The sequence below is a fragment of the Leucobacter alluvii genome, assembly GCF_039530485.1.
GTDB classification, from domain to species: Bacteria; Actinomycetota; Actinomycetes; order Actinomycetales; family Microbacteriaceae; genus Leucobacter; species Leucobacter alluvii.
In genome coordinates this window covers 804,682-824,602 of the sequence record NZ_BAAAOP010000005.1, presented here as the reverse complement: position 1 = coordinate 824,602, position 19,921 = coordinate 804,682, and the positions used below count along the sequence as shown (strand labels likewise).

Sequence of the window (19,921 nt, the reverse complement as noted above, 5' to 3'; positions counted from 1 at the left end):
AGGAACCACGTGTCAGCGAACCAGAACTACCTTGCGGTGATCAAGGTCGTCGGCGTCGGCGGCGGCGGCGTGAACGCAGTCAACCGGATGATCGAGCTCGGACTGCGGGGCGTCGAGTTCATCGCCGTCAACACCGATGCGCAGGCGCTGCTCCTCAGCGATGCCGACGTCAAGCTCGACGTCGGCCGCGAGCTCACGCGCGGTCTCGGCGCCGGCGCCGATCCCGAGGTGGGGCGCCGTGCGGCCGAGGATCACGCCGAGGAGATCGAAGAGGCGCTCGCCGGTGCCGACATGGTATTCGTCACCGCAGGCGAGGGCGGCGGCACGGGTACGGGGGCCGCCCCGGTCGTGGCTCGCATCGCGAAGTCCATCGGCGCACTCACCATCGGCGTGGTCACGCGGCCGTTCAGCTTCGAGGGCAAGCGCCGAGCTGCTCAGGCCGACTCGGGCGTGCACACGCTGCGCGAGGCCGTCGACACGCTCATCGTGGTTCCCAACGATCGCCTGCTCGACATCAGCGAGCCCGGCATCAGCATGATCGAGGCGTTCGCCGCGGCCGACCAGGTGCTCCTCGCCGGCGTGTCGGGCATCACCGACCTCATCACGACTCCGGGTCTCATCAACCTCGACTTCGCCGATGTGAAATCGGTCATGCAGGGCGCCGGTGCCGCGCTCATGGGCATCGGCTCCGCCCGCGGAGCGGATCGCGCCATCAAAGCGGCGGAGCTCGCCGTGGCCTCGCCGCTTCTCGAAGCCTCCGTCGAAGGCGCGCACGGCGTGCTGCTGTCGATCCAAGGCTCGTCGAACCTCGCCCTGAGCGAGATCTACGAGGCCTCGACGCTGGTGCAGGATGTGGTGCACCCCGAGGCGAACATCATCTTCGGAACGGTGATCGACGACACCCTCGGAGACGAGGTGCGCGTGACCGTGATCGCTGCCGGCTTCGACGATGAGACGCCGGCTCCCGTCGCCAACTCGGAGCGGGGTCGTCGCGGCAGTCACGTCGAGAGCCTCGATGAGGTCGCAGCGCCAGCAACCGCAGTAGCAGGCGGCGGCGCAGCTGCAGGCGTCGGCGCGGGGTACGCCGGATTCTCCGCGTCAGGGGATGCCGGGTCGAAGAACCCGCCGACGGGGCAGTTCGGAGAGGTGCTCTCGAATCCGCCCGTGGAGGCGCAGATCTCCGATCCCGCCTTCGACGGCGATGACGACGACGACCTCGACATTCCCGAGTTCCTGAGGTAACCCGCATGAGTGAGGCCAGCGACCGAGGCTTCCCCGGCCTGGGCGATCGTCTGCACCAGGTGCAATCGGGAATTGCGGACGCGTGTCGCGACGCCGGGCGCAGCTCGGACGAGATCGATCTCATCGTGGTGACCAAGTTCCATCCGGTCGAGCTGGTCGCGGCACTCGCCGACCTGGGCGTGCGGGACGTCGGCGAGAATCGACACCAGGAGGCTCAGGCGAAGGCCGAGCAGCTCGCGGAACTCGATCTGCGCTGGCACTTCGTCGGACAGCTCCAGACGAAGAAGGCCCGTCAAGCAGCGAGGTATGCGCATGCGATCCACTCGATCGACCGGGAGCGCCTCGTCGATGCGATCGCCGACATGGAGCGCGAGATCGAAGTCTTCATCCAGGTGAACCTCACGGAAGACCCCGCTCGCGGCGGCGCCGCTCCTGCCGAGCTCGAACGGCTCGCTGAGCACGTGCTCCGCGCACCCGCGCTGCACCTGCGCGGAGTGATGGCGGTGGCACCGCTCGAGGAGCCGGCACCGGCCGCGTTCGAACGACTGGCCGGCTATTCGGAGCGCGTGCGCGCGGTCGCGCCGGGCGCCACCGCCATCTCCGCAGGAATGACGCACGACTATCGCGAAGCCATTGCGGCGGGCGCGACACACCTCAGAATCGGAAGCGCAATCACCGGGAAACGCCCGGAGCCCCGATAGTCTCGAACCACCGCACCGTTGGGAGAAAACATGAGCAACCCGCTGAAGAAGACCATGGTGTTCCTGGGCCTCGCCGAGGAAGACCTCGACGCCCAGAACACCGAGTCGGCGCAGCCGGCGGCCCCGCGTGCTGCGCAGACCGCACCGGCACCGAAGCCGGAGGCAGCGCGGCCCCCCGCGCAGCGCGCTGCGGTCACACCGCTGCGCCGCGTCACACCGACCCGTCAGCCGTCGAGCCAGCCGATGAACGAGATCCTGACCGTGCACCCCACGGCCTACGCCGACGCCCAGGTGATCGCCGAGAGCTTCCGCGACGGCATCCCCGTCATCGTCAACGTGTCCCGCATGACCGACGGCGACGCGAAGCGGCTGATCGACTTCGCGAGCGGACTGACCATGGGGCTCAACGGACGCATCGAGCGCGTGACGAGCAAGGTGTTTCTGCTGTCGCCCGAGCACATCGAGACCGGCAGCGACCACTCGCAGAGGAACGACAGCGGATCGTTCTTCGTAGCTCCCTCGGCCTGAGCGTGGAGATCGTCGCAGCGATCGCCTTCATTCTCCGGCTGGCACTCAGGATCTTCACATTCGTGCTCTGGGCGCGCTTCATCCTCGACTGGGTCATGGTGCTCAACCGGCAATTCCGGCCGCGAGGGTTCTGGGCCGTGCTCGTGGAGCTGGTGTACACGGTGACAGACCCGCCGATCCGTATGTTCCGCAAGGTATTCCCTCCGATTCGGCTCGGCCGGGTCGCCCTCGATCTGGGTTGGCTGCTCACGATGATCTCCTGCCTGATCCTGATCGCGATCCTCTCCGCCTGGTAGCCGCGACCGGTGCACCTGCGCGAACCCGACTTTATTTGCTAGCGTTGTTCTAGACCACGGCAGTGGTCCCGAAGCGAAAGAGACGTAACGATGGCCTTGACTCCCGAAGATGTCGTGAATCAGAAGTTCACGATCACCAAGTTCCGCGACGGATACGATCTCGATCAAGTCGATGATTTCCTGGACACGATCGTCGAGGAGCTCCGTCAGCACGAGCAGGAGAAGGCGGAGCTGCGCTCGCAGATCGAAGAGCTCACCGCCAAGCTCGCAGCCGCAGAGTCGGGCACCCGCGCCACGGAGGACTCCGACTCCGACTCAGAGGGTGCAGCGTCAGAGCAGACGATCGTCGTGGAGGCTCCGGCCCCCGCGCCGCAGCAGGCCGCGCCAGCTGCGAGCCAGGCCGTCGCCGACAACACCGCCGTCCCGCAGCCGGATGCCGTGAAGTCGAGCGCGATGCTGCAGCTCGCACTCGAGCTCCACGACAAGCACGTGCACGAGGGCGAAGCCACTCGAGACAAGCTCATCTCCGAGGCTGAGGCCAAGCGCGACCAGATGGTCCAGGACGCCGAGCGCACCGCGAAGCAGCTCGTCGACGAGGCGCAGAAGCAGCGCTCCGAGGAACTCCGCCAGCTCGGTGAAGAACGCAGCGACCTCCAGTTCAAGATCAAGGATCTTCGTCAGTTCGAGAGCGAGTACCGCTCGACGCTGCGCTCGTACATCCAGTCGCAGCTGCGCGGCCTCGACGGCTCGCCCGAGCCCGCCGGCGCACCCGACGGTCTCCAGTAACCGGGAGCGTGAGCGACGCTACTGAGCCGATCGCGAGTATCGCGTCGCGGTCACGGCGTCGAGCGCTGGTGCCGCTGCTCCTCATCGGAGTGGCGGCAGCAGTGTTCGCGGCCGACCAGCTCGTCAAGAACTGGGTGGTTGCCCATCTCGTCGAAGGGCAGACCGTGCCCGTGCTCGGCGAGTTCCTGCGCTGGCACTTCGTGAGAAATCCCGGCGCGGCCTTCTCCTTCGCAACAGGCTCGACGTGGATCTTCACGATTCTCGCGGCAATCGTCGTCGTTGTGATTCTCTGGCAGATCCGACGACTCCGGTCGATCCCCTGGGGGCTCTTCCTCGGCCTGCTGCTCGGCGGCGTACTGGGAAACCTCACGGACCGGCTGACTCGTGAGCCCGGCTTCCCGCAGGGGCACGTCATCGATTTCATATCGACCCCCTGGATGTGGCTGGGGTTCAACGAGGCGATCTACAACATCGCCGATATCGCGATCGTGTCGGGAATGGTGCTCTTCGTGATCATTTCGCTCCTCGGAGTGAACATCGACGGAAGTCCGCGCATTCGCGGGCGGGCCGCGGCCGATCAGACGTCGGAGGAGACCGATGGAGCAGCGTAGCCTGCCGGTTCCGGATGGTCTGGCGGGTGATCGCGTCGATGCGGCGCTCGCGAAACTCCTCGGCTTCTCCCGCAGTTTCGCCGCGGAGATCGCAAACGGGGGAGGCGTTCAGCTCGACGGGCGCGAACTCGGCAAATCCGATCGTCTGACGGCCGGCGGCTGGCTCGAGGTCAGCTGGGAGGAGAAGCGAGGGCCAGAAGTGGTTCCCGTCGTGCTTCCCGACCTCGGCATCGTGCACGATGACGACGACATCGTGGTGGTCGACAAACCAGCGGGAGTCGCGGCTCATCCCTCGCTCGGCTGGCAAGGGCCAACGGTGGTCGGCGCACTCGCGGGGGCCGGCTATCGCATCGCCACCTCCGGTCCGGCGGAGCGCCAGGGCGTCGTGCACCGCCTCGACGCCGGAACGAGTGGTCTGATGGTGGTGGCGAAGAGCGAGCGCGCCTACAGCGAGCTGAAACGCGCCTTCAAAGAGCGCGAAGTGGAGAAGATCTACCACGCCGTGGTGCAAGGGCACCCCGACCCGTTCGCGGGCACGATCGAGGGGCCCATCGGCCGGCATCCTGGCCACGAGTGGAAGTTCGCCGTGACGCGCGACGGGAAGCCGTCGGTCACGCACTACGAGACGATCGAAGCGTTCCCCTACGCGAGCCTGCTCGAGATTCGGCTCGAGACCGGACGCACCCATCAGATCCGAGTGCACATGTCGGCGCAGCGGCACCCATGCGTCGGCGACAGCATGTACGGTGCCGACCCGACGCTCTCAGCCCGTCTGCAGCTGAGCCGGCAGTGGCTCCACGCCAAGCGACTCGGTTTCAGGCATCCGGGAACCGGCGAGCCCGTGCAGTTCGAAAGCGCTTACCCCGCCGATCTCCAGCGCGCACTCGACGCGCTGGAGGGCTGAGCCAGGTCGGGTCACCCCCGACCGGGCACCTGCAGACTGAAGTTGCCTCGATTCGTCGCGTACGCGCGAATACCGTCGACCCGACGGTCCAGCGCCGGCGGCGCGGTTACTCGGCAGCGGTCGCCGCTCACTCGATGCGGGCCGGAGACCACCGTCCACGCGTCGACGCGCTCTCCTCGGTATCGCCGCAGGAGGTCATGCGGAAGCACGAATCGGTACCGCGGCTCGCGCGCGCGGTACGTCCCCTCGGCGGTCCGCGGCTCGGGAGGTGCCAGTCTTCCGGGCACGGCCGTGGCGCGGCCACGCTTGCGCCCGGAGAGGAGCAGCATAGCGTGCGGCCGATTCCACAGCAGGAACCGCGCGGCAAGCCGGCTCGTTCCCCGCACGAGGCGGCGGGTGACGAGCGGGCGCACCAGGCGGTAGAGGCGATCCGCGACGCGCACGCGGAGGCCTGATCCTGCCGCTCCTGCAGGTGCCTCGTCATGGTCCAGCCGAACCGTGACCGTGACCTCGATCCCACCAGGCAAGGCACGGACGCCCGAGACGAGCGCGGTGTGCTCGAGCATCGCGGCAGCCCGGATCAGCCGGTCGAGTCCTTCGACGTCACCGTCTCGGATCAGCTCCACTTTGCGGCGATCCGTTGGGTGCGTCACCTGCGCATCCGTGGAAGGCGGCAAGAGGTCGCGCAAGAACTCGCGATGCAGCGCCACCCAGTGAGCGCGCCGACCCTCGTCCATCGCGAGCCAGCGTTTCGGCGCGTAGAAGCGGAGACCTTTCCTGCCGAAGAACTGACGCACCAGCGCACGCGCATCATCGGGGTCGGCGACTCCTTCGATGAGGGTCTCCGCGATCCTGCGGCACGACGAGACGTAATTGTCAGGATCGATGCTCTGGCTCGAGATGTTCCGCCCGTCGTCGCGCAGGGCGATGAAGTACAGGGGCGAGTCCCCGCAGAACATGATGCGCCGAGCCTCGACATAGGCGCGAGTGACGAAGATCCCGTCTTCGAGGCGAACACGGCCCTCGGGGAAGCGCAATTCGAGCCGCTCGAGCATCTCGCGACGGAACAGTTTCTGGGGCGAAAGCGTCTCCATGGCTCTGGCGAGCTCGATCGGCCCTTCGGGATGCCGCTCGAACAGCGCCTGGACGTGGCGCCCGCCGGTGCCCTCGAATCGTGGAATGACGATGTCGGCGTCGTGCGCATCGGCCTGGGCGACCATTCGCGCGAGCGCATCGGGTGACATGGTGTCATCGGCGTCCATGAACAGCACGTACCTGCCGCGTGCTCGCTCGAGGCCGCGGTTGCGCGGCATTCCCGGCCACCCGCTGTTGGGCTGATGCACGACCGTGATGCGCGAGTCAGCCGCAGCGTACCGGTCGAGCTCGGTTTCAGAGCCGTCCGTCGACCCGTCATCGATGGCGATGATCTCGAACGAGTCGAGTTCCTGCGCCAGGAGGGAGTCGAGCGTTCCGGTGAGGTACGGCATCGAGTTGTACACGGGGATCACGACGCTCACGATGGGCGCGGTCTCGGTCACATTCTCTCCTCGAATTCGGGTGCGCAGGACGGGCCGGGATACGCGGGACGATCGCGCCGCGTCTCTGGTTCACCCTACTCCCGCTCGCCGTCGAGGAACCTGTCGGCCGGGCGCTCCGTGCGCGGCGCAGCATTCCCCCGATCGATTCCTGCGACCCCGGCCGAGCCGGCTTTGTTATCGTGGGTGGGCATGAGACGGCAAACGGGGAACGGTGCGCCTTCGACGCGCTCGGCCTCGAACCGCATCGAGTACTTCGACGTGCTCCGCTGCGTCGCGATCATCGCGGTCGTCATGATCCACGCCGCGATCACGGAGTGGCACGCCATTCCGCCCGATTCGGCCCGCTGGGAGCAGTTGACCTGGATCAACAGCGCACTGCGCTTCTCCGTGCCGATCTTCTTCATGATCTCGGGGGCGCTGTTCCTCGATCCGGAGAAGCGGGTATCGCGCCGTTCGCTCTTCAGGCGACGCATTCCCCGACTGCTCATCGCCTATGCGGTGTGGTCGACAGCGTACGCCGCCCTCGGCGTATACGGTCCCGGCGGCGACGGCGACGCGACCGACTTCCTGCGCGCCGCAGTCACCGGGCACTTCCATCTCTGGTTCCTGCTGGCCCTGCTCGGGTTGAACCTCGGAACGCCGATTCTGCGCACCGTCGTCGAGGACCGCCGTGTCGCCTGGTACTTCGTCGCGCTCGCCATCCCCTTCGCCGGCGTGCTTCCGCTGTTCACGGGAATCCCGGTCGCCGGAGAGCTCCTCGCCGACGTGCTCGGCTCCATGCGATTCGATCTCGTGCTCGGCTACGCGGGGTACTTCGTCCTCGGGTACCTGCTGCACACGACGACGCTCCGCGGTCGAGCGCTCGCGGTGTGGGGGTGTCTCGCGGTCGCGGGCATCGCCGTCACCATCGTCGGTACGAGCGGCGTCTCCCGCGCCGCCGGCGAGACGGACGAGCGGTTCTTCGACTTCACGACGCTCAATGTCGCGGTCGTCTCGGTCGCCGTGTTCGCCGCTGCGAAGGCCTGGGGCGATTCGCATCGGATCTCCGCTCGCTGGGATCGGGTCGTCTCGCTCGTCGCCGGTGCGTCATTCGGCATCTACCTCGTGCATCCGTTCTTCCTGTGGCTGCTGCGCAGGTTCGGCGTCACCACCGAGATCGCGCCCCCGCTGGTCGGAGTCGTCGCGGTCACCGTGCTCGCCTTCATGCTGAGTCTCGGGGCGTCGATGCTCCTGCGCATCGTTCCGCGTCTGCGCGGGGTGCTCGCCTGAAGCTGTTGCCGCGCGTTCGACACGGGAAGGAGCTGGCGGAGGCCGGTGCCGCGCCCGGCGGCGGGGAATCATCGGCGTGCGAGGGGTACGCTTGATGAGCGGCGAAAGGGGCTCTATCCGTGTCTGATTCCGACGGTTTCGTTCATCTGCATGTGCACAGCGAGTATTCGATGCTCGACGGTGCAGCGCGCGTCGGTCCGCTCATGGAAGCGGCAGCCGCTCAGAACATGCCGGCGATCGCGGTCACCGACCACGGCAACACCTTCGGCGCCTTCGACTTCTGGAAGCAAGCGAAGGACCACGGCCTCAACCCGATCATCGGCATCGAGGCGTACCTGACCCCGGGCACGCATCGTTCGGACAAGACCCGCGTGCGCTGGGGCGACGGCGGTGGCGACGACGTCTCGGGGTCGGGTGCGTACACGCACATGACCATGCTCTCCGAGACGACGCAGGGCATGCACAATCTGTTCCGCCTGTCGAGCTACGCCTCGCTCGAGGGGTACTACTTCAAGCCCCGGATGGACCGCGAACTGCTGCAGACCTACGGCGCGGGGCTGATCACGACGACGGGCTGCCCATCGGGGGAGATCCAGACGCGCCTGCGGCTCGGGCAGTACCAGGAGGCCCGGCAGGCAGCGGCGGAGTTCCAGGACATCTTCGGCAAGGAGAACTTCTTCTGCGAGCTCATGGATCATGGTCTCGAGATCGAGCGCCGGGTGCAGACCGACCTCGTGAAGATCGCTCGCGACCTGTCGATTCCGCTGGTCGCGACGAACGACCTGCACTACGTGCACGAAGCGGATGCGGAGGCGCATTCCGCGCTGCTGTGCGTGCAGTCCGGGTCCCGCTTGGACGACCCCAATCGCTTCCAGTTCAACGGGTCCGGTTACTACCTGAAGACCGCCGCAGAGATGCGCCACATCTTCCGGGATTTCCCCGAAGCGTGCGACAACACCCTGCTGATCGCTGAGCGGTGCAACGTCGAGTTCAACACGTCGGCCAACTACATGCCGCGGTACCCGGTGCCCGAGGGTGAAACCGAGGACAGCTGGTTCGTGAAAGAGGTGGAGGCCGGGCTCCAGTACCGGTACCCATCGGGCATCCCCGACGCGGTGCGCAAGCAGGCCGAGTACGAGATCGGCGTCATCACGCAGATGGGCTTCCCCGGCTACTTCCTCGTCGTCGCAGACTTCATCAACTGGTCCAAGGACAACGGCATTCGCGTCGGGCCGGGACGAGGCTCCGGCGCCGGATCGATGGTCGCCTACGCGATGCGCATCACCGACCTCGACCCGCTCCAGCACGGCCTCATCTTCGAGCGGTTCCTCAACCCAGACCGCGTCTCCATGCCCGACTTCGACGTCGACTTCGATGATCGCCGTCGCGGTGAGGTGATCAGGTACGTGACGGAGAAGTACGGCGATGAGCGCGTCGCGCAGATCGTCACCTACGGCACCATCAAGTCGAAGCAGGCGCTGAAAGACGCGTCGCGCGTTCTCGGTTTCCCGTTCGGCATGGGGGAGAAGCTCACGAAGGCGATGCCGCCTGCGGTGATGGCGAAGGACATTCCGCTGTCGGGCATCACCGATGACAAGCATCCCCGGTACAAGGAGGCCGCGGAATTCCGTGCCGTGCTGCAGGAGGACCCCGACGCGAAGACCGTGTACGACACGGCACTCGGTCTCGAGGGCTTGAAGCGCCAGTGGGGTGTGCACGCCGCGGGCGTCATCATGTCGAGCGATCCGCTCATCGATATCATCCCGCTGCAGAAGCGCGAGCAGGACGGTCAGATCGTCACGCAGTTCGACTATCCGACGTGCGAGGGCCTCGGCCTCATCAAGATGGACTTCCTGGGCCTGCGCAACCTGACGATCATCTCCGACGCGCTCGAGAACATTCGGTTGAACCGGGGCGAAGAGCTCGACCTCGAGCGGCTCGAACTCGACGACTCCGACTCTTACGAGTTGCTCGCGCGCGGCGACACGCTCGGCGTCTTCCAGCTCGACGGCGGCCCCATGCGCGGACTTCTGCGGCTCATGAAGCCCGACAACTTCGAAGACATCTCGGCAGTGCTCGCGCTGTACCGCCCCGGCCCGATGGGCGCGGATTCGCACACCAACTACGCGCTGCGCAAGAACGGCTTGCAGCCGATCACCCCCATTCACCCGGAGCTGGAAGAGCCGCTCCAGGAGATCCTCTCCACCACCTACGGGCTCATCATCTACCAGGAGCAGGTGATGTCGATCGCCCAGCGCGTCGCAGGGTTCTCGCTCGGCCAGGCCGACATTCTGCGCCGCGCCATGGGCAAGAAGAAGAAGTCCGAGCTCGACAAGCAGTACGCCGGCTTCTCCGGCGGGATGAAAGACCGCGGCTACTCCGATGCGGCGATCAAATCGCTCTGGGACATCCTGCTCCCGTTCTCGGACTACGCGTTCAATAAGGCGCACTCCGCCGCGTACGGGGTCGTGAGCTACTGGACCGCGTACCTGAAAGCGCACTACCCGGCTGAGTACATGGCGGCGCTGCTGACGAGCGTGGGGGATTCCAAGGACAAGCTCGCGATCTACCTGAACGAGTGCCGGCGCATGGGCATCAAGGTGCTGCCCCCGGCGGTCAACGAGTCGTTCGCGAACTTCTCCGCAGTGGGATCCGACATCAGGTTCGGTCTCGGGGCCATCCGCAACGTCGGCACGCACGTGGTCGACGCGGTGCGCGAGGCTCGGGAGTCGAAGGGGCGCTTCGAGTCCTTCCACGATTACCTCAAGAAGGTGTCGCTCACGGCGCTCAACAAGCGCACCACGGAGTCGCTGATCAAGGCGGGGGCGTTCGACGGGCTGGGAGGAACTCGGCGGGCTCTCGTCGAGATTCACGAGCCGGCGATCGAAAGCGCGGTGAAGGAGAAGCGCGACGCGGAGAACGGGAACGTCGGGTTCGACTTCGACAGTCTCTTCGCCGAAGCGGCGGAGGCGCAGGGTGATTCCACCGAGACCGTGTCGCAGGTCCCCGACCGACCGGAGTGGACGAAGAAGGACAAGCTCTCGTTCGAGCGCGAGATGCTGGGACTCTACGTGTCCGATCATCCGCTGCGCGGACTCGATGCGGCGCTGGCGAAGGAGGCCAGCGCGACTGTGCAGCAGATCACCAACCCGGACGCCAGCCCCAGCTTCGACGGCGAGATCGTCACGGTCGCGGGTCTCCTCACGAGCGTGCAGCATCGCACGGCGAAATCGGGCAACCTCTACGGAATGGTCACGATCGAGGACTTCACCGGTGAAGTGCAGGCGCTCTTCATGGGCAAGTCGTACCAGGAGTTCGGCAGCATGCTGCAGCCCGACAGCGTTGTGGCGCTTCGAGGCAAGTTGAATGCGCGCGACGACGGGATGTCGATGCACGCGTACGGCGTGAAGCCCATCGACGTCTCAGCGCAGGAGGATGCCTCGACGCTGACGCTGACCTTCTCCGACGCTCGCGCGACGGAGAAACTCATGGACGAGCTGAAGGACACGCTGCTGCGTCATCGCGGGGAGAGCGAGGTGCGCATCAACCTGATGACGTCCACCGCGATCCGGGTGTTCGAGCTGCCGCAACAGGTGCGCATCACCGCTGATCTCTTCGGCGAACTGAAGGGATTGCTCGGACCGCGGTGTCTCTTGCCGGTCGAGGATCTCGTCTGATTCGGAGGCGATTCTTGTAACCCTTCTGCAACGGTCGCGGAGTAGGGTGGGCGTATGAGTGAGACGCAGCAGCAGATCATCCGTGCCCTCGATGTCAGTGCCGATGTCGTTCCTGCCGAGGAAGTCGAGCGTCGAATCGAATTTCTAGTGGCGTACGCGCGCTCGGTGCCGGGCGTTCGCGGGTATGCGCTCGGAATCTCCGGCGGGCAGGACTCCTCGCTCGCCGGCCGGCTGGCCCAGCTCGCGGTGGAGCGGCTCCGCGCCGAGGGGAGGGACGCGACCTTCGTGGCCGTCCGCTTGCCGCACGGGGTGCAGCACGACGAGGACGATGCGCAGCTCGCACTGTCGTTCATCGAGCCCGATGAATCGCTGACGGTGGACATCGCCCCGGCGACCACCGCGCTGGCCGATGCGGTCGCGGCGGCCGGGCTGCCGATCACCGACTTCAACCGTGGGAACGTGAAAGCGCGGATGCGCATGACGGCCCAGTACGCTATCGCGGGGGATCGGGGCTTGCTCGTCATCGGAACGGACCACGCTGCGGAGGCGGTGACCGGTTTCTACACGAAATTCGGAGACGGCGCGGCCGACGTGGTGCCTCTCGGAGGCCTCACGAAGAGCCAGGGTGCCGCGATGCTGCGCGAACTCGGCGCGCCCGAGCGGCTGTGGAAGAAGACTCCGACAGCAGACCTTCTCGATGATGAGCCGGGCCAGTCAGACGAATCGAGTCTCGGGGTGACCTACCGGGAGATCGATGACTACCTGACCGGGAACAGTGTGGCTCCTGCGGCTGTTGAGAATCTCGAGCGCCGATACCGGTCGACCGAGCATAAGCGACGGCTTCCCGTCGCCCCCGGCGACGACTGGTGGGTATCGGCAGGAGGAGAATCATGACGACGACATACGTGCTCGCAGGGGGATGCTTCTGGTGCCTGGACGCGGCCTACCGCGCACTCAAGGGAGTGACGGAGGTCGTCTCCTGCTACACCGGAGGCGATACGGCGCAGCCGAATTACGAGCAGGTCTGCACGGGGACCACAGGCCATGCCGAGGCGGTCGCGGTGACCTTCGATCCGGAGACGATCCCGTCGGAAGTCATCCTCGATGCGTTCTTCACGATGCACGACCCGACGCAGCTCAACCGGCAGGGCAACGATGTGGGAACCCAGTACCGCTCGGCGATGTTCCCAGCCGATGACGAGCAGCGCGAGGCGTTCGAGGTCGCCCGAGCGCGCGCGGGCGACCTCTGGCCAGGAGACGTCGTGACGACGATCGAGCCGCTCGGCGAGGTCTTCCCCGCGGAGGAGTACCATCAGGACTTCTTCGCGAAGAACCCGACCCAGGGGTACTGCCTGGCCGTAGCGGTGCCCAAGGTGAACAAGGTGCGAGCCGCGTTCTCGCAGTACTTGCGTTAGGCGGCGGCGGGCAGCAGGCCGCCATCCGCTGAGGGAGTCTCGGCACCGTCGTGGGTGTCGAGGCTTTCTCTCGTCTGGGCATCTGCCGTCTCCTCGGGCCACCCCTGGGGCGGAGGCGCATCATCCGTCGACTCCGCGAACGAGTGCTGGCTCATCGCCGAGTCGGGTTCCGAAGCCGTCTGCCTGGTGAACGCCGTCACACCCCAGCGCAGGTCGTGTCCGATCGCTTCCGCTTCGATCTCCACCGACGTGCCGGACCTCTCGTCCGACTCCCAACTCCGGATGCGCAGCCGCCCGTGCACGATCACCCGTTCCCCTTTCGCGAACGACGCCCCGGCGTGCTCGGCGAGACTGCGGAACGCGTTGACGGAGAACCAGTTGGTCTCGCCGTCGACCCAGCTGTTCCGCTCGCGGTCGAATCTGCGGTCGGTGCTGGCGAGACGGAACGAGCAGAACGATGCTCGACCCGGCGAGGTGGTGGTGCGAGGGTCGGTGGCGATCGTCCCGACGACGGTGACAGTGGTGGACATGGTGCGCTCCTTCGGTGAGGCCTGAACGGCGATGCAGACGAGTGAACGGGCGGACCGTGCCGTGCGGAGTCCGATCCGCCCGTTCGCCTCCAGCCTGGGACCTGAGAGCACACGGACCGGGACGCCCATGAGCTTCTGTGGAACGCTTCTTCGTTTCGCGTCGAAGCGCGAGTTGTGAGCGAAGGTCGGTGGCCACTGGGGCACCCGCGCTGCCCGCCGCTTCCGGGGAATCGCCAGTATCGGCGCGATGTCGTTGCGTACACTGGGCGGGTGCCTGCTGCTCTGACGCCCCGTCGCCGTTCCGCTGTTCTCGCATCCATCGCGCTCGGTCTCAGCGCTGCATTGCTGTCTGGTTGCGCGCTGCTCGAAGGTCCGCAACCGGAAACGCCCGAGCGCACCGAAACGGCTGCTCCCGAGACGCCGCCCGAGTTCTTCCCGGAAGGCAGCGCGGAAGACAATCTGCCGTACTTCACGGAGGTGCTGCGTACCTTCAGCTCGGGGGAGGAGCCGGTGCAGGGCGCTCCGATCGTGCAGGCCGTCGCAGACGCCGGGTTCGATCGCACCGCGATGCAGGTGAGCTTCGATCAGAGCAAGACCAGCCTTCCGGCGGACAATATCTTCGTCTCGGTGCGCATCGGGTCGGATTGCCTCATCGGGCAGGTCATCGCTGCTGATCGCAGCTTCGTCGCGAAGAACGAACCGGCGGTCGGCCCCGCCGGCGACATCTGTTTGATCGGGCAAACGGCGCCGATCGGCTAAGCGGCGCTCCTGGCGGTAGAGTGGTGGCGATCCGCAACCCATCATTCCAATAAGGGAGTTCGGGGCGCCTCTGCGCCCGAGTGTGTATATGGCTGAGTACATTTACCAAATGGTTCGCGCGCGCAAGGCGCACGGCGACAAGGTGATTCTCGACGACGTCACGATGGCGTTCCTTCCGGGCGCGAAGATCGGTGTGGTCGGGCCGAATGGCGCCGGCAAGTCGACGATCCTGAAGATCATGGCCGGTCTCGACACCCCGTCGAACGGCGAGGCGCTGCTGACCCCGGGGTATTCCGTGGGCATCCTGATGCAGGAGCCGGAGCTCGATGAGAACGCGACGGTGCTCGCCAATGTGCAGCAGGGCGTCTCCGAGATCAAGGGAAAGCTCGACCGCTTCAACGAGATCTCGCTCGAGATGGCCGATCCCGACGCGGACTACGACAAGCTGCTCCCCGAGATGGGCGAACTGCAGGAGGCCATCGACGCCGTCGACGGCTGGGACCTCGACAACCAGCTCGAACAGGCGATGGACGCCTTGCGCTGCCCGCCGCAGGACGCCATCGTCTCGCACCTCTCGGGCGGCGAGAAGCGCCGTGTCGCGCTCTGCAAGCTCCTGCTCGAGAAGCCCGATCTGCTGCTCCTCGACGAGCCGACGAACCACCTCGACGCGGAGAGCGTGCTCTGGCTCGAGCAGCACCTTGCGAAGTACCCCGGTGCGGTCATGGCCGTGACCCACGATCGCTACTTCCTCGATCATGTCGCGACGTGGATCTGCGAGGTCGACCGCGGCCGCCTCTACGCCTACGAGGGCAACTACTCGATGTACCTCGAGCAGAAGGCCACTCGCCTCGAGGTCCAGGGCAAGAAGGATCAGAAGCTGCAGAAGCGCCTCAAAGAGGAGCTCGAGTGGGTGCGCACGAACGCCAAGGGTCGGCAGGCGAAGTCGAAAGCGCGTCTGGCGCGCTACGAGGAGATGGCGACTGAGGCGGAGCGCACGCGCAAGCTCGATTTCGAGGAGATCCAAATCCCGGCGGGCCCGCGTCTCGGCAGCATCGTGCTGGAGGCCAAGGATCTGAACAAGGGGTTCGACGGCCGCACGCTGATCGATGGTCTCTCGTTCTCGCTTCCGCGCAACGGCATCGTCGGCATCATCGGCCCCAACGGCGTCGGCAAGACCACGCTCTTCAAGACCATCGTGGGCATCGAACCGCTCGACGGCGGGGAGCTGAAGATCGGCGACACGGTCAAGTTGAGCTACGTCGACCAGTCGCGCGGCGGCATCGACCCGAAGAAGACCGTCTGGGAGGTCGTCTCCGACGGGCTCGACTACATGAAGGTGGGCAACGTCGAGATCCCCTCGCGAGCCTACGTCTCGACCTTCGGCTTCAAAGGGCCGGATCAGCAGAAGCCGGCCGGCGTGCTGTCGGGCGGCGAGCGCAACCGCCTCAACCTCGCACTCACGCTGAAACAGGGCGGCAACCTGCTGCTGCTCGACGAGCCGACCAACGACTTGGACGTCGAGACGCTCTCGAGTCTCGAGAACGCTCTGCTCGAATTCCCCGGCTGCGCCGTGGTCATCACGCACGACCGCTGGTTCTTGGACCGCATCGCGACGCATATCCTCGCGTACGAGGGCACTGAGGATCAGCCGGCGAACTGGTACTGGTACGAGGGGAACTTCGAGGCGTACGAGGCCAACAAGGTCGAGCGCCTGGGAGCGGATGCTGCGAAGCCCTCTCGCGTCACCTACCGCAAACTCACGCGCGACTAGTCGGGGACGGGGCGCGCCTCGCGAACTGAGGCGCGCCCCGTGCCGATCACGCGGTTCTGGCGAGACGAGAGGATTCGCAATGGCACGCGCTCACATCGACATGGAGCTGCGCTGGGGCGACCAGGATGCGTACGGGCACGTGAACAATGTGGCCTTCGCGCGCTTTCTCGAGGAAGCACGCGTGCGCACGTTCTGGCTCGGCTCCGGCCGCGAACGGACCGGCATGGAGCGGCACTTCCGCAGTGACGACCCGTCCGGACCGAAGATGCTGGTCGCGAGTCAGCAGATCGAGTATCTGCGCGTGCTCGAATACTCGGATCGGCCGATCCTCGTGGAGCTCTGGATCGGAAAGCTCGGCGGCTCGAGCCTCGAGGTGCACTACGAGATCGTCGACGGCGCCGCGAGCGGGCGTTCGGTCGTCGCCCGGGCGGTCTCTCACATTGTGATCGTCGACGGCGAGACGTTGCGGCCGATTCGGCTCTCGGACGCCGGGCGCGCTTCGGTAGCGGAGTGGATGGACGCGCCGCTGGAGCTGCGCCGCCCCTGAATGCGGCTCCGTTCCCCGCCGGTCAGCGCTGGTTGGGGAGGCGCATCATGCTCTCCTGCGCGACCGAGGCGACGTGCACGCCGTCGCGATCGAAGAAGCGGCCGTTGGCCAGGCCTCGACCGCCCTGGGAGGTGGGGGCGTCGAGCTCGTAGAGCAACCATTCGTCGACCCGGAACGGCCGGTGGAACCACATCGCGTGATCGAGACTCGCGGCGCGCATCCCGGGAGTGGCCCAGGGGAGACCGTGCCGTCGCGCCACCGGTTCGAGCAGCAGGTAGTCGCTGCCGAATGCGAGTGCGGCGGCGTTGAGAAGTGGAGACGCCTCGAACGGCTCACGGCTGCGCATCCACACGCGTTGCCTGGAGGTGCGTTCAGCGACCTCGAGGATGATGTCGGACTCCACGTATCGGAAGTCGAAGGGGCGATCGAGCACCCAGGATGCGCGGCCGTTGCCGGAGAGGTGGCCGTACTTCTCCCACACGGTCGGGAGCGATTCCGGGTCGGGGAGCCCGCTGAGATCGATCTGCTCCTGGTGCTCCAGCCCGGGGTCTTCGGTTTGGAAGGACGCGATCATCGACATCCGAGCCTCACCGTGCTGGTACGCCTGCACCCGACGCGTCGAGAACGAGCGTCCGTCGTGGAGGCGATCCACCTCGAACGTCATGCGCGCGTCGGCGTCGCCTGGCCTGAGGAAGTACCCGTGCATGGAGTGGATCTCGCGGTCGTTCGGCACTGTTCGGCCCGCGGCCGCGATCGCCTGGCCGAGCACCTGGCCGCCGAACGAACGGCCGTGCGGCGTGGGGAGCGGAGGGCCAGTGAGGATGTCCTCTCGCGTGCGCGCTCCGGAGTCGAGCACGGTCAGCATGTCCATGAGCCCTTGCGTCGCGGTCATTGATCCTCCGTTGTCAGCACGCGGGAAACGTTGAGACCAGTCTATGCGCGGCGGGGCCCCGGCCCGCTCCGCGTCCCGTGGCAGCCCACTAGACTCTGGCCGTATGCCCGAGACGATGCAGCTTTCCGACGCCGCCACACGCGACGACCTGCGGATATTCCTGGAACGCCTGCTGCGCGCGGGGCAGCCCGATGTGCGCATGACCTCCCGCGGTGCGGCGCTGGCGGTCTACGGATGCACGCAAGCGCCGCGCGGCATCACCGATACCGTGCCCGTCGTGCTCGTCATGCGCGCGTTCGCGCTGAGCGACGCGCCGGGGACGCCGGTCGACGTCACCGTGCCCGGTCGGGCTCTGCTCGACCGGATCGCTCGGATGGGATTCGCCGGACGCGAGCTGGAGATCCCCGTGTCGAGTCCGATGGCGGCATGGGCCGGTGTGCTGCCGCCCGCCGCCGGGTGGACCGCCGCCGGCGTGCTGGATGCTGCGTCGCTGAGTGCGGTCGCGGAGGAGGGGATCGGCCGCGTGGCGGCCTCGCTCCCGGCCGACCCGGGCGAGGCCGTCGTGCACCGTGTGCGCGCTTCGGTCTGGGGGCTGGAGGTCGCCCCCGGCATCCCGGCGGCCGCGGCCTTCGCTGCCGAGGCGATGAGTTTCTTGACGGGTGCTGACACCGCGGATGTCTCCCGATCACTGACGTGGATTCGCGTGTCCACGCCGCGCGGCCATGTCCTCGTCCGCTCGCTCATCGGGTAGTCGACCCGTGGAGTCGGGGGCGATCCAGTCTCCGACCAGCGGAGTCGGCATTCCTCAGGTAGGATAGGACGGTCAACTAGAGGAGTGTGTACATGGCCAATCCCAACGGCATCATCGACCCGCCCATCGACGATCTGCTCGAGAAGGTCGATTCGAAGTACGCCTTGGTGGTCTTCGCCTCGCAGCGTGCGCGGCAGATCAACGATTACTACACGGATCTGCACGACGGCAATCTGTTCGACAACGTCGGCCCGCTGGTCGACTCGTCGGTGGACGACAAGCCGCTTTCGATCGCGCTGCACGAGATCGTCGAGGGCAAGCTCACGATGACGCGTCGCGCCGAAGAGGCCGCCGCGTCCGACGAGCTCGAAGAAGCGTAATCTTCAGCTGCATTCGCAGCAGTGTCGGTGGCGTCGGATACCCTGAACAGGGTCCGGCGCCACTGGCGTTTCCGGCCGGGGTTTCCTCCCCGCATCCGCCCGTCATCTTGAGGAGTACCGTGTCGTTGCGCCAGTTCACGTCAGAATCAGTCACCGAGGGGCACCCCGACAAGATCTGCGATCGCATCTCCGACACGATTCTCGACGCGATGCTCGCGCAGGATCCCGGCGCTCGCGTAGCGGTGGAGACGCTCGTGACGACCGGGCTCGTGCACGTCGCGGGTGAGGTGTCGACGAGCGGATACGTCGAGATCCCGCAGCTGGTGCGCGACGCGGTTCGAGAGATCGGCTATACGAGCTCCGAGATGGGGTTCGACGCGTCGTCGTGCGGCGTCTCCGTTTCGATCGGTCAGCAGTCGCCCGACATCGCGGGTGGCGTCGACACCTCGCTCGAGGTGCGCAGCGGCTCCGATGATGCCGACGACGAGCTCAACCGGCAGGGAGCCGGCGACCAGGGAATCATGTTCGGGTTCGCGACCGATGAGACGCCGGAACTCCATCCGTTGCCGAGCTGGATCGCGCACCGGCTGGCCGAGCGCCTCACCGAAGTGCGAAAGAGCGGGGAACTTCCCGAGCTGCGCCCGGACGGCAAGACGCAGGTGACGATCGGCTACGACGGCGATCGGGCAGTGAGTGTCGAGGCGATCGTCGTGTCGACCCAGCACCACGTCGACATGACGCAACCGGCATTGAGGGATGCGGTCGAGCGTTTGGTGATCCGCCCGGTGCTCGAGCGCGTCGAACTCGCGAGCGCTCGGGCCGAGCTGTTCATCAACCCGGCCGGGCCCTTCGTCGTCGGCGGTCCGATGGGCGACGCCGGACTCACCGGACGCAAGATCATCATCGACACCTACGGCGGCGCCAGCCGTCACGGCGGCGGTGCCTTCAGCGGCAAGGATCCGTCCAAGGTCGACCGCTCCGCGGCCTACGCGATGCGCTGGGTCGCGAAGCACGTGGTGCGCGCCGGTCTCGCTGCGCGCGCGGAGCTGCAGGTCGCCTACGCGATCGGACGTGCGCATCCCGTCGGGCTGTACGTCGAGACGTTCGGCACGGAGACGGTGCCGCCCGATCGGATCGAGCGAGCCGTTCGCGACGTCTTCGACCTGCGCCCACTCGCGATCATCCGCGACCTCGAGCTGCTCCGACCGATCTATGCGCAGACGAGCGCGTACGGCCACTTCGGGCGCGAACTGCCCGAGTTCACCTGGGAGTCCACTCCTCGCGTCGCCGAGTTGCGGGCCGCCGCGGGCCTGTAGGCGAGCCG

General features: G+C 66.6%; 20 protein-coding genes. 17 read left to right on the top strand and 3 right to left on the bottom strand.

Translation table 11 applies throughout. From position 1 onward, the window contains the following. The first annotated feature begins 9 nt into the window (after positions 1-9). The 7 genes from ftsZ (at position 10) to ABFX18_RS08370 (ending at position 5,068) form a co-directional block, all read left to right on the top strand. Entirely contained in the window at positions 10-1,242 is a 1,233-nt protein-coding gene (ftsZ, locus tag ABFX18_RS08400) for a cell division protein FtsZ (RefSeq protein ID WP_346057986.1), read from the top strand. A gap of 5 nt (positions 1,243-1,247) precedes the next feature. Next, positions 1,248-1,943: a YggS family pyridoxal phosphate-dependent enzyme gene (locus ABFX18_RS08395; protein ID WP_336662116.1), complete on the top strand. Its 696-nt coding sequence runs from the start codon at positions 1,248-1,250 to the stop codon at positions 1,941-1,943. A 30-nt stretch (positions 1,944-1,973) separates the two neighbouring features. Beyond that, positions 1,974-2,471 (top strand): cell division protein SepF, encoded by a 498-nt coding sequence (locus tag ABFX18_RS08390; protein WP_346057985.1) that lies wholly within the window; start codon positions 1,974-1,976, stop codon positions 2,469-2,471. A gap of 2 nt (positions 2,472-2,473) precedes the next feature. Next, positions 2,474-2,767, top strand: a complete 294-nt coding sequence (locus ABFX18_RS08385; RefSeq protein ID WP_200328679.1) for a YggT family protein — start codon at positions 2,474-2,476, stop codon at positions 2,765-2,767. Positions 2,768-2,857: 90 nt separating this feature from the next. Further along, positions 2,858-3,553 (top strand): DivIVA domain-containing protein, encoded by a 696-nt coding sequence (locus ABFX18_RS08380; RefSeq protein ID WP_346057984.1) that lies wholly within the window; start codon positions 2,858-2,860, stop codon positions 3,551-3,553. A gap of 8 nt (positions 3,554-3,561) precedes the next feature. Beyond that, entirely contained in the window at positions 3,562-4,164 is a 603-nt protein-coding gene (gene lspA / locus ABFX18_RS08375) for a signal peptidase II (protein ID WP_346057983.1), read from the top strand. Further along, positions 4,151-5,068, top strand: a complete 918-nt coding sequence (locus tag ABFX18_RS08370) for an RluA family pseudouridine synthase (RefSeq protein WP_090149345.1) — start codon at positions 4,151-4,153, stop codon at positions 5,066-5,068. Before lspA ends, ABFX18_RS08370 begins: the two co-directional genes overlap by 14 nt. An 11-nt stretch (positions 5,069-5,079) precedes the next feature. On the opposite strand, the gene ABFX18_RS08365 is transcribed toward ABFX18_RS08370, so the two are convergent. Beyond that, the gene (locus ABFX18_RS08365) at positions 5,080-6,606 is read right to left on the bottom strand and encodes a glycosyltransferase family 2 protein (RefSeq protein WP_346057982.1); all 1,527 of its coding nucleotides are present in this window, start codon (positions 6,604-6,606) and stop codon (positions 5,080-5,082) included. Between the two features lie 189 nt (positions 6,607-6,795). Here ABFX18_RS08365 and ABFX18_RS08360 point away from each other — a divergent pair, with 189 nt between their 5' ends. The 4 genes from ABFX18_RS08360 to msrA all read left to right on the top strand — a co-directional run bounded on the left by ABFX18_RS08360 (position 6,796) and on the right by msrA (position 12,967). Continuing rightward, positions 6,796-7,875: an acyltransferase gene (locus ABFX18_RS08360; RefSeq protein WP_346057981.1), complete on the top strand. Its 1,080-nt coding sequence runs from the start codon at positions 6,796-6,798 to the stop codon at positions 7,873-7,875. 170 nt (positions 7,876-8,045) lie between these two features. After that, complete coding sequence (gene dnaE, locus ABFX18_RS08355) at positions 8,046-11,552, top strand: DNA polymerase III subunit alpha (protein ID WP_428833652.1); 3,507 nt, start codon at positions 8,046-8,048, stop codon at positions 11,550-11,552. Between the two features lie 54 nt (positions 11,553-11,606). Beyond that, positions 11,607-12,446 (top strand): ammonia-dependent NAD(+) synthetase, encoded by an 840-nt coding sequence (nadE, locus tag ABFX18_RS08350; RefSeq protein ID WP_346057979.1) that lies wholly within the window; start codon positions 11,607-11,609, stop codon positions 12,444-12,446. Then, on the top strand, positions 12,443-12,967 hold the full coding sequence (msrA, locus tag ABFX18_RS08345; protein WP_336662110.1) for a peptide-methionine (S)-S-oxide reductase MsrA: 525 nt from the start codon (positions 12,443-12,445) through the stop codon (positions 12,965-12,967). The genes nadE and msrA overlap by 4 nt, the downstream gene beginning before the upstream one ends. On the opposite strand, the gene ssb is transcribed toward msrA, so the two are convergent. Next, complete coding sequence (gene ssb, locus ABFX18_RS08340; protein WP_336662109.1) at positions 12,964-13,497, bottom strand: single-stranded DNA-binding protein; 534 nt, start codon at positions 13,495-13,497, stop codon at positions 12,964-12,966. The genes msrA and ssb overlap by 4 nt on opposite strands. Positions 13,498-13,767: 270 nt before the next feature. Here ssb and ABFX18_RS08335 point away from each other — a divergent pair, with 270 nt between their 5' ends. From ABFX18_RS08335 to ABFX18_RS08325, 3 genes are all read left to right on the top strand, one after another. Beyond that, a complete protein-coding gene (locus ABFX18_RS08335; RefSeq protein ID WP_336662108.1) occupies positions 13,768-14,256 on the top strand; it encodes a DUF6993 domain-containing protein in 489 nt (162 codons plus the stop codon). Positions 14,257-14,344: 88 nt separating this feature from the next. Next, the gene (gene ettA, locus ABFX18_RS08330) at positions 14,345-16,027 is read left to right on the top strand and encodes an energy-dependent translational throttle protein EttA (RefSeq protein WP_090149327.1); all 1,683 of its coding nucleotides are present in this window, start codon (positions 14,345-14,347) and stop codon (positions 16,025-16,027) included. 79 nt (positions 16,028-16,106) lie between these two features. Further along, positions 16,107-16,574, top strand: coding sequence for an acyl-CoA thioesterase (locus ABFX18_RS08325; protein ID WP_090149322.1), 468 nt, complete (start codon positions 16,107-16,109; stop codon positions 16,572-16,574). 22 nt (positions 16,575-16,596) lie between these two features. Here ABFX18_RS08325 and ABFX18_RS08320 read toward each other — a convergent pair whose 3' ends face one another. Continuing rightward, complete coding sequence (locus tag ABFX18_RS08320; RefSeq protein WP_346057978.1) at positions 16,597-17,466, bottom strand: acyl-CoA thioesterase; 870 nt, start codon at positions 17,464-17,466, stop codon at positions 16,597-16,599. 103 nt (positions 17,467-17,569) lie between these two features. Between ABFX18_RS08320 and ABFX18_RS08315 the strand changes: the two genes are divergently transcribed. The 3 genes from ABFX18_RS08315 (at position 17,570) to metK (ending at position 19,913) form a co-directional block, all read left to right on the top strand. Then, the gene (locus tag ABFX18_RS08315) at positions 17,570-18,217 is read left to right on the top strand and encodes a DUF8185 domain-containing protein (RefSeq protein ID WP_346057977.1); all 648 of its coding nucleotides are present in this window, start codon (positions 17,570-17,572) and stop codon (positions 18,215-18,217) included. Between the two features lie 92 nt (positions 18,218-18,309). After that, positions 18,310-18,597: a DNA-directed RNA polymerase subunit omega gene (gene rpoZ, locus ABFX18_RS08310; protein ID WP_090149311.1), complete on the top strand. Its 288-nt coding sequence runs from the start codon at positions 18,310-18,312 to the stop codon at positions 18,595-18,597. Positions 18,598-18,716: 119 nt separating this feature from the next. Beyond that, positions 18,717-19,913: a methionine adenosyltransferase gene (gene metK / locus ABFX18_RS08305; protein ID WP_346057976.1), complete on the top strand. Its 1,197-nt coding sequence runs from the start codon at positions 18,717-18,719 to the stop codon at positions 19,911-19,913. Positions 19,914-19,921: the final 8 nt, after the last annotated feature.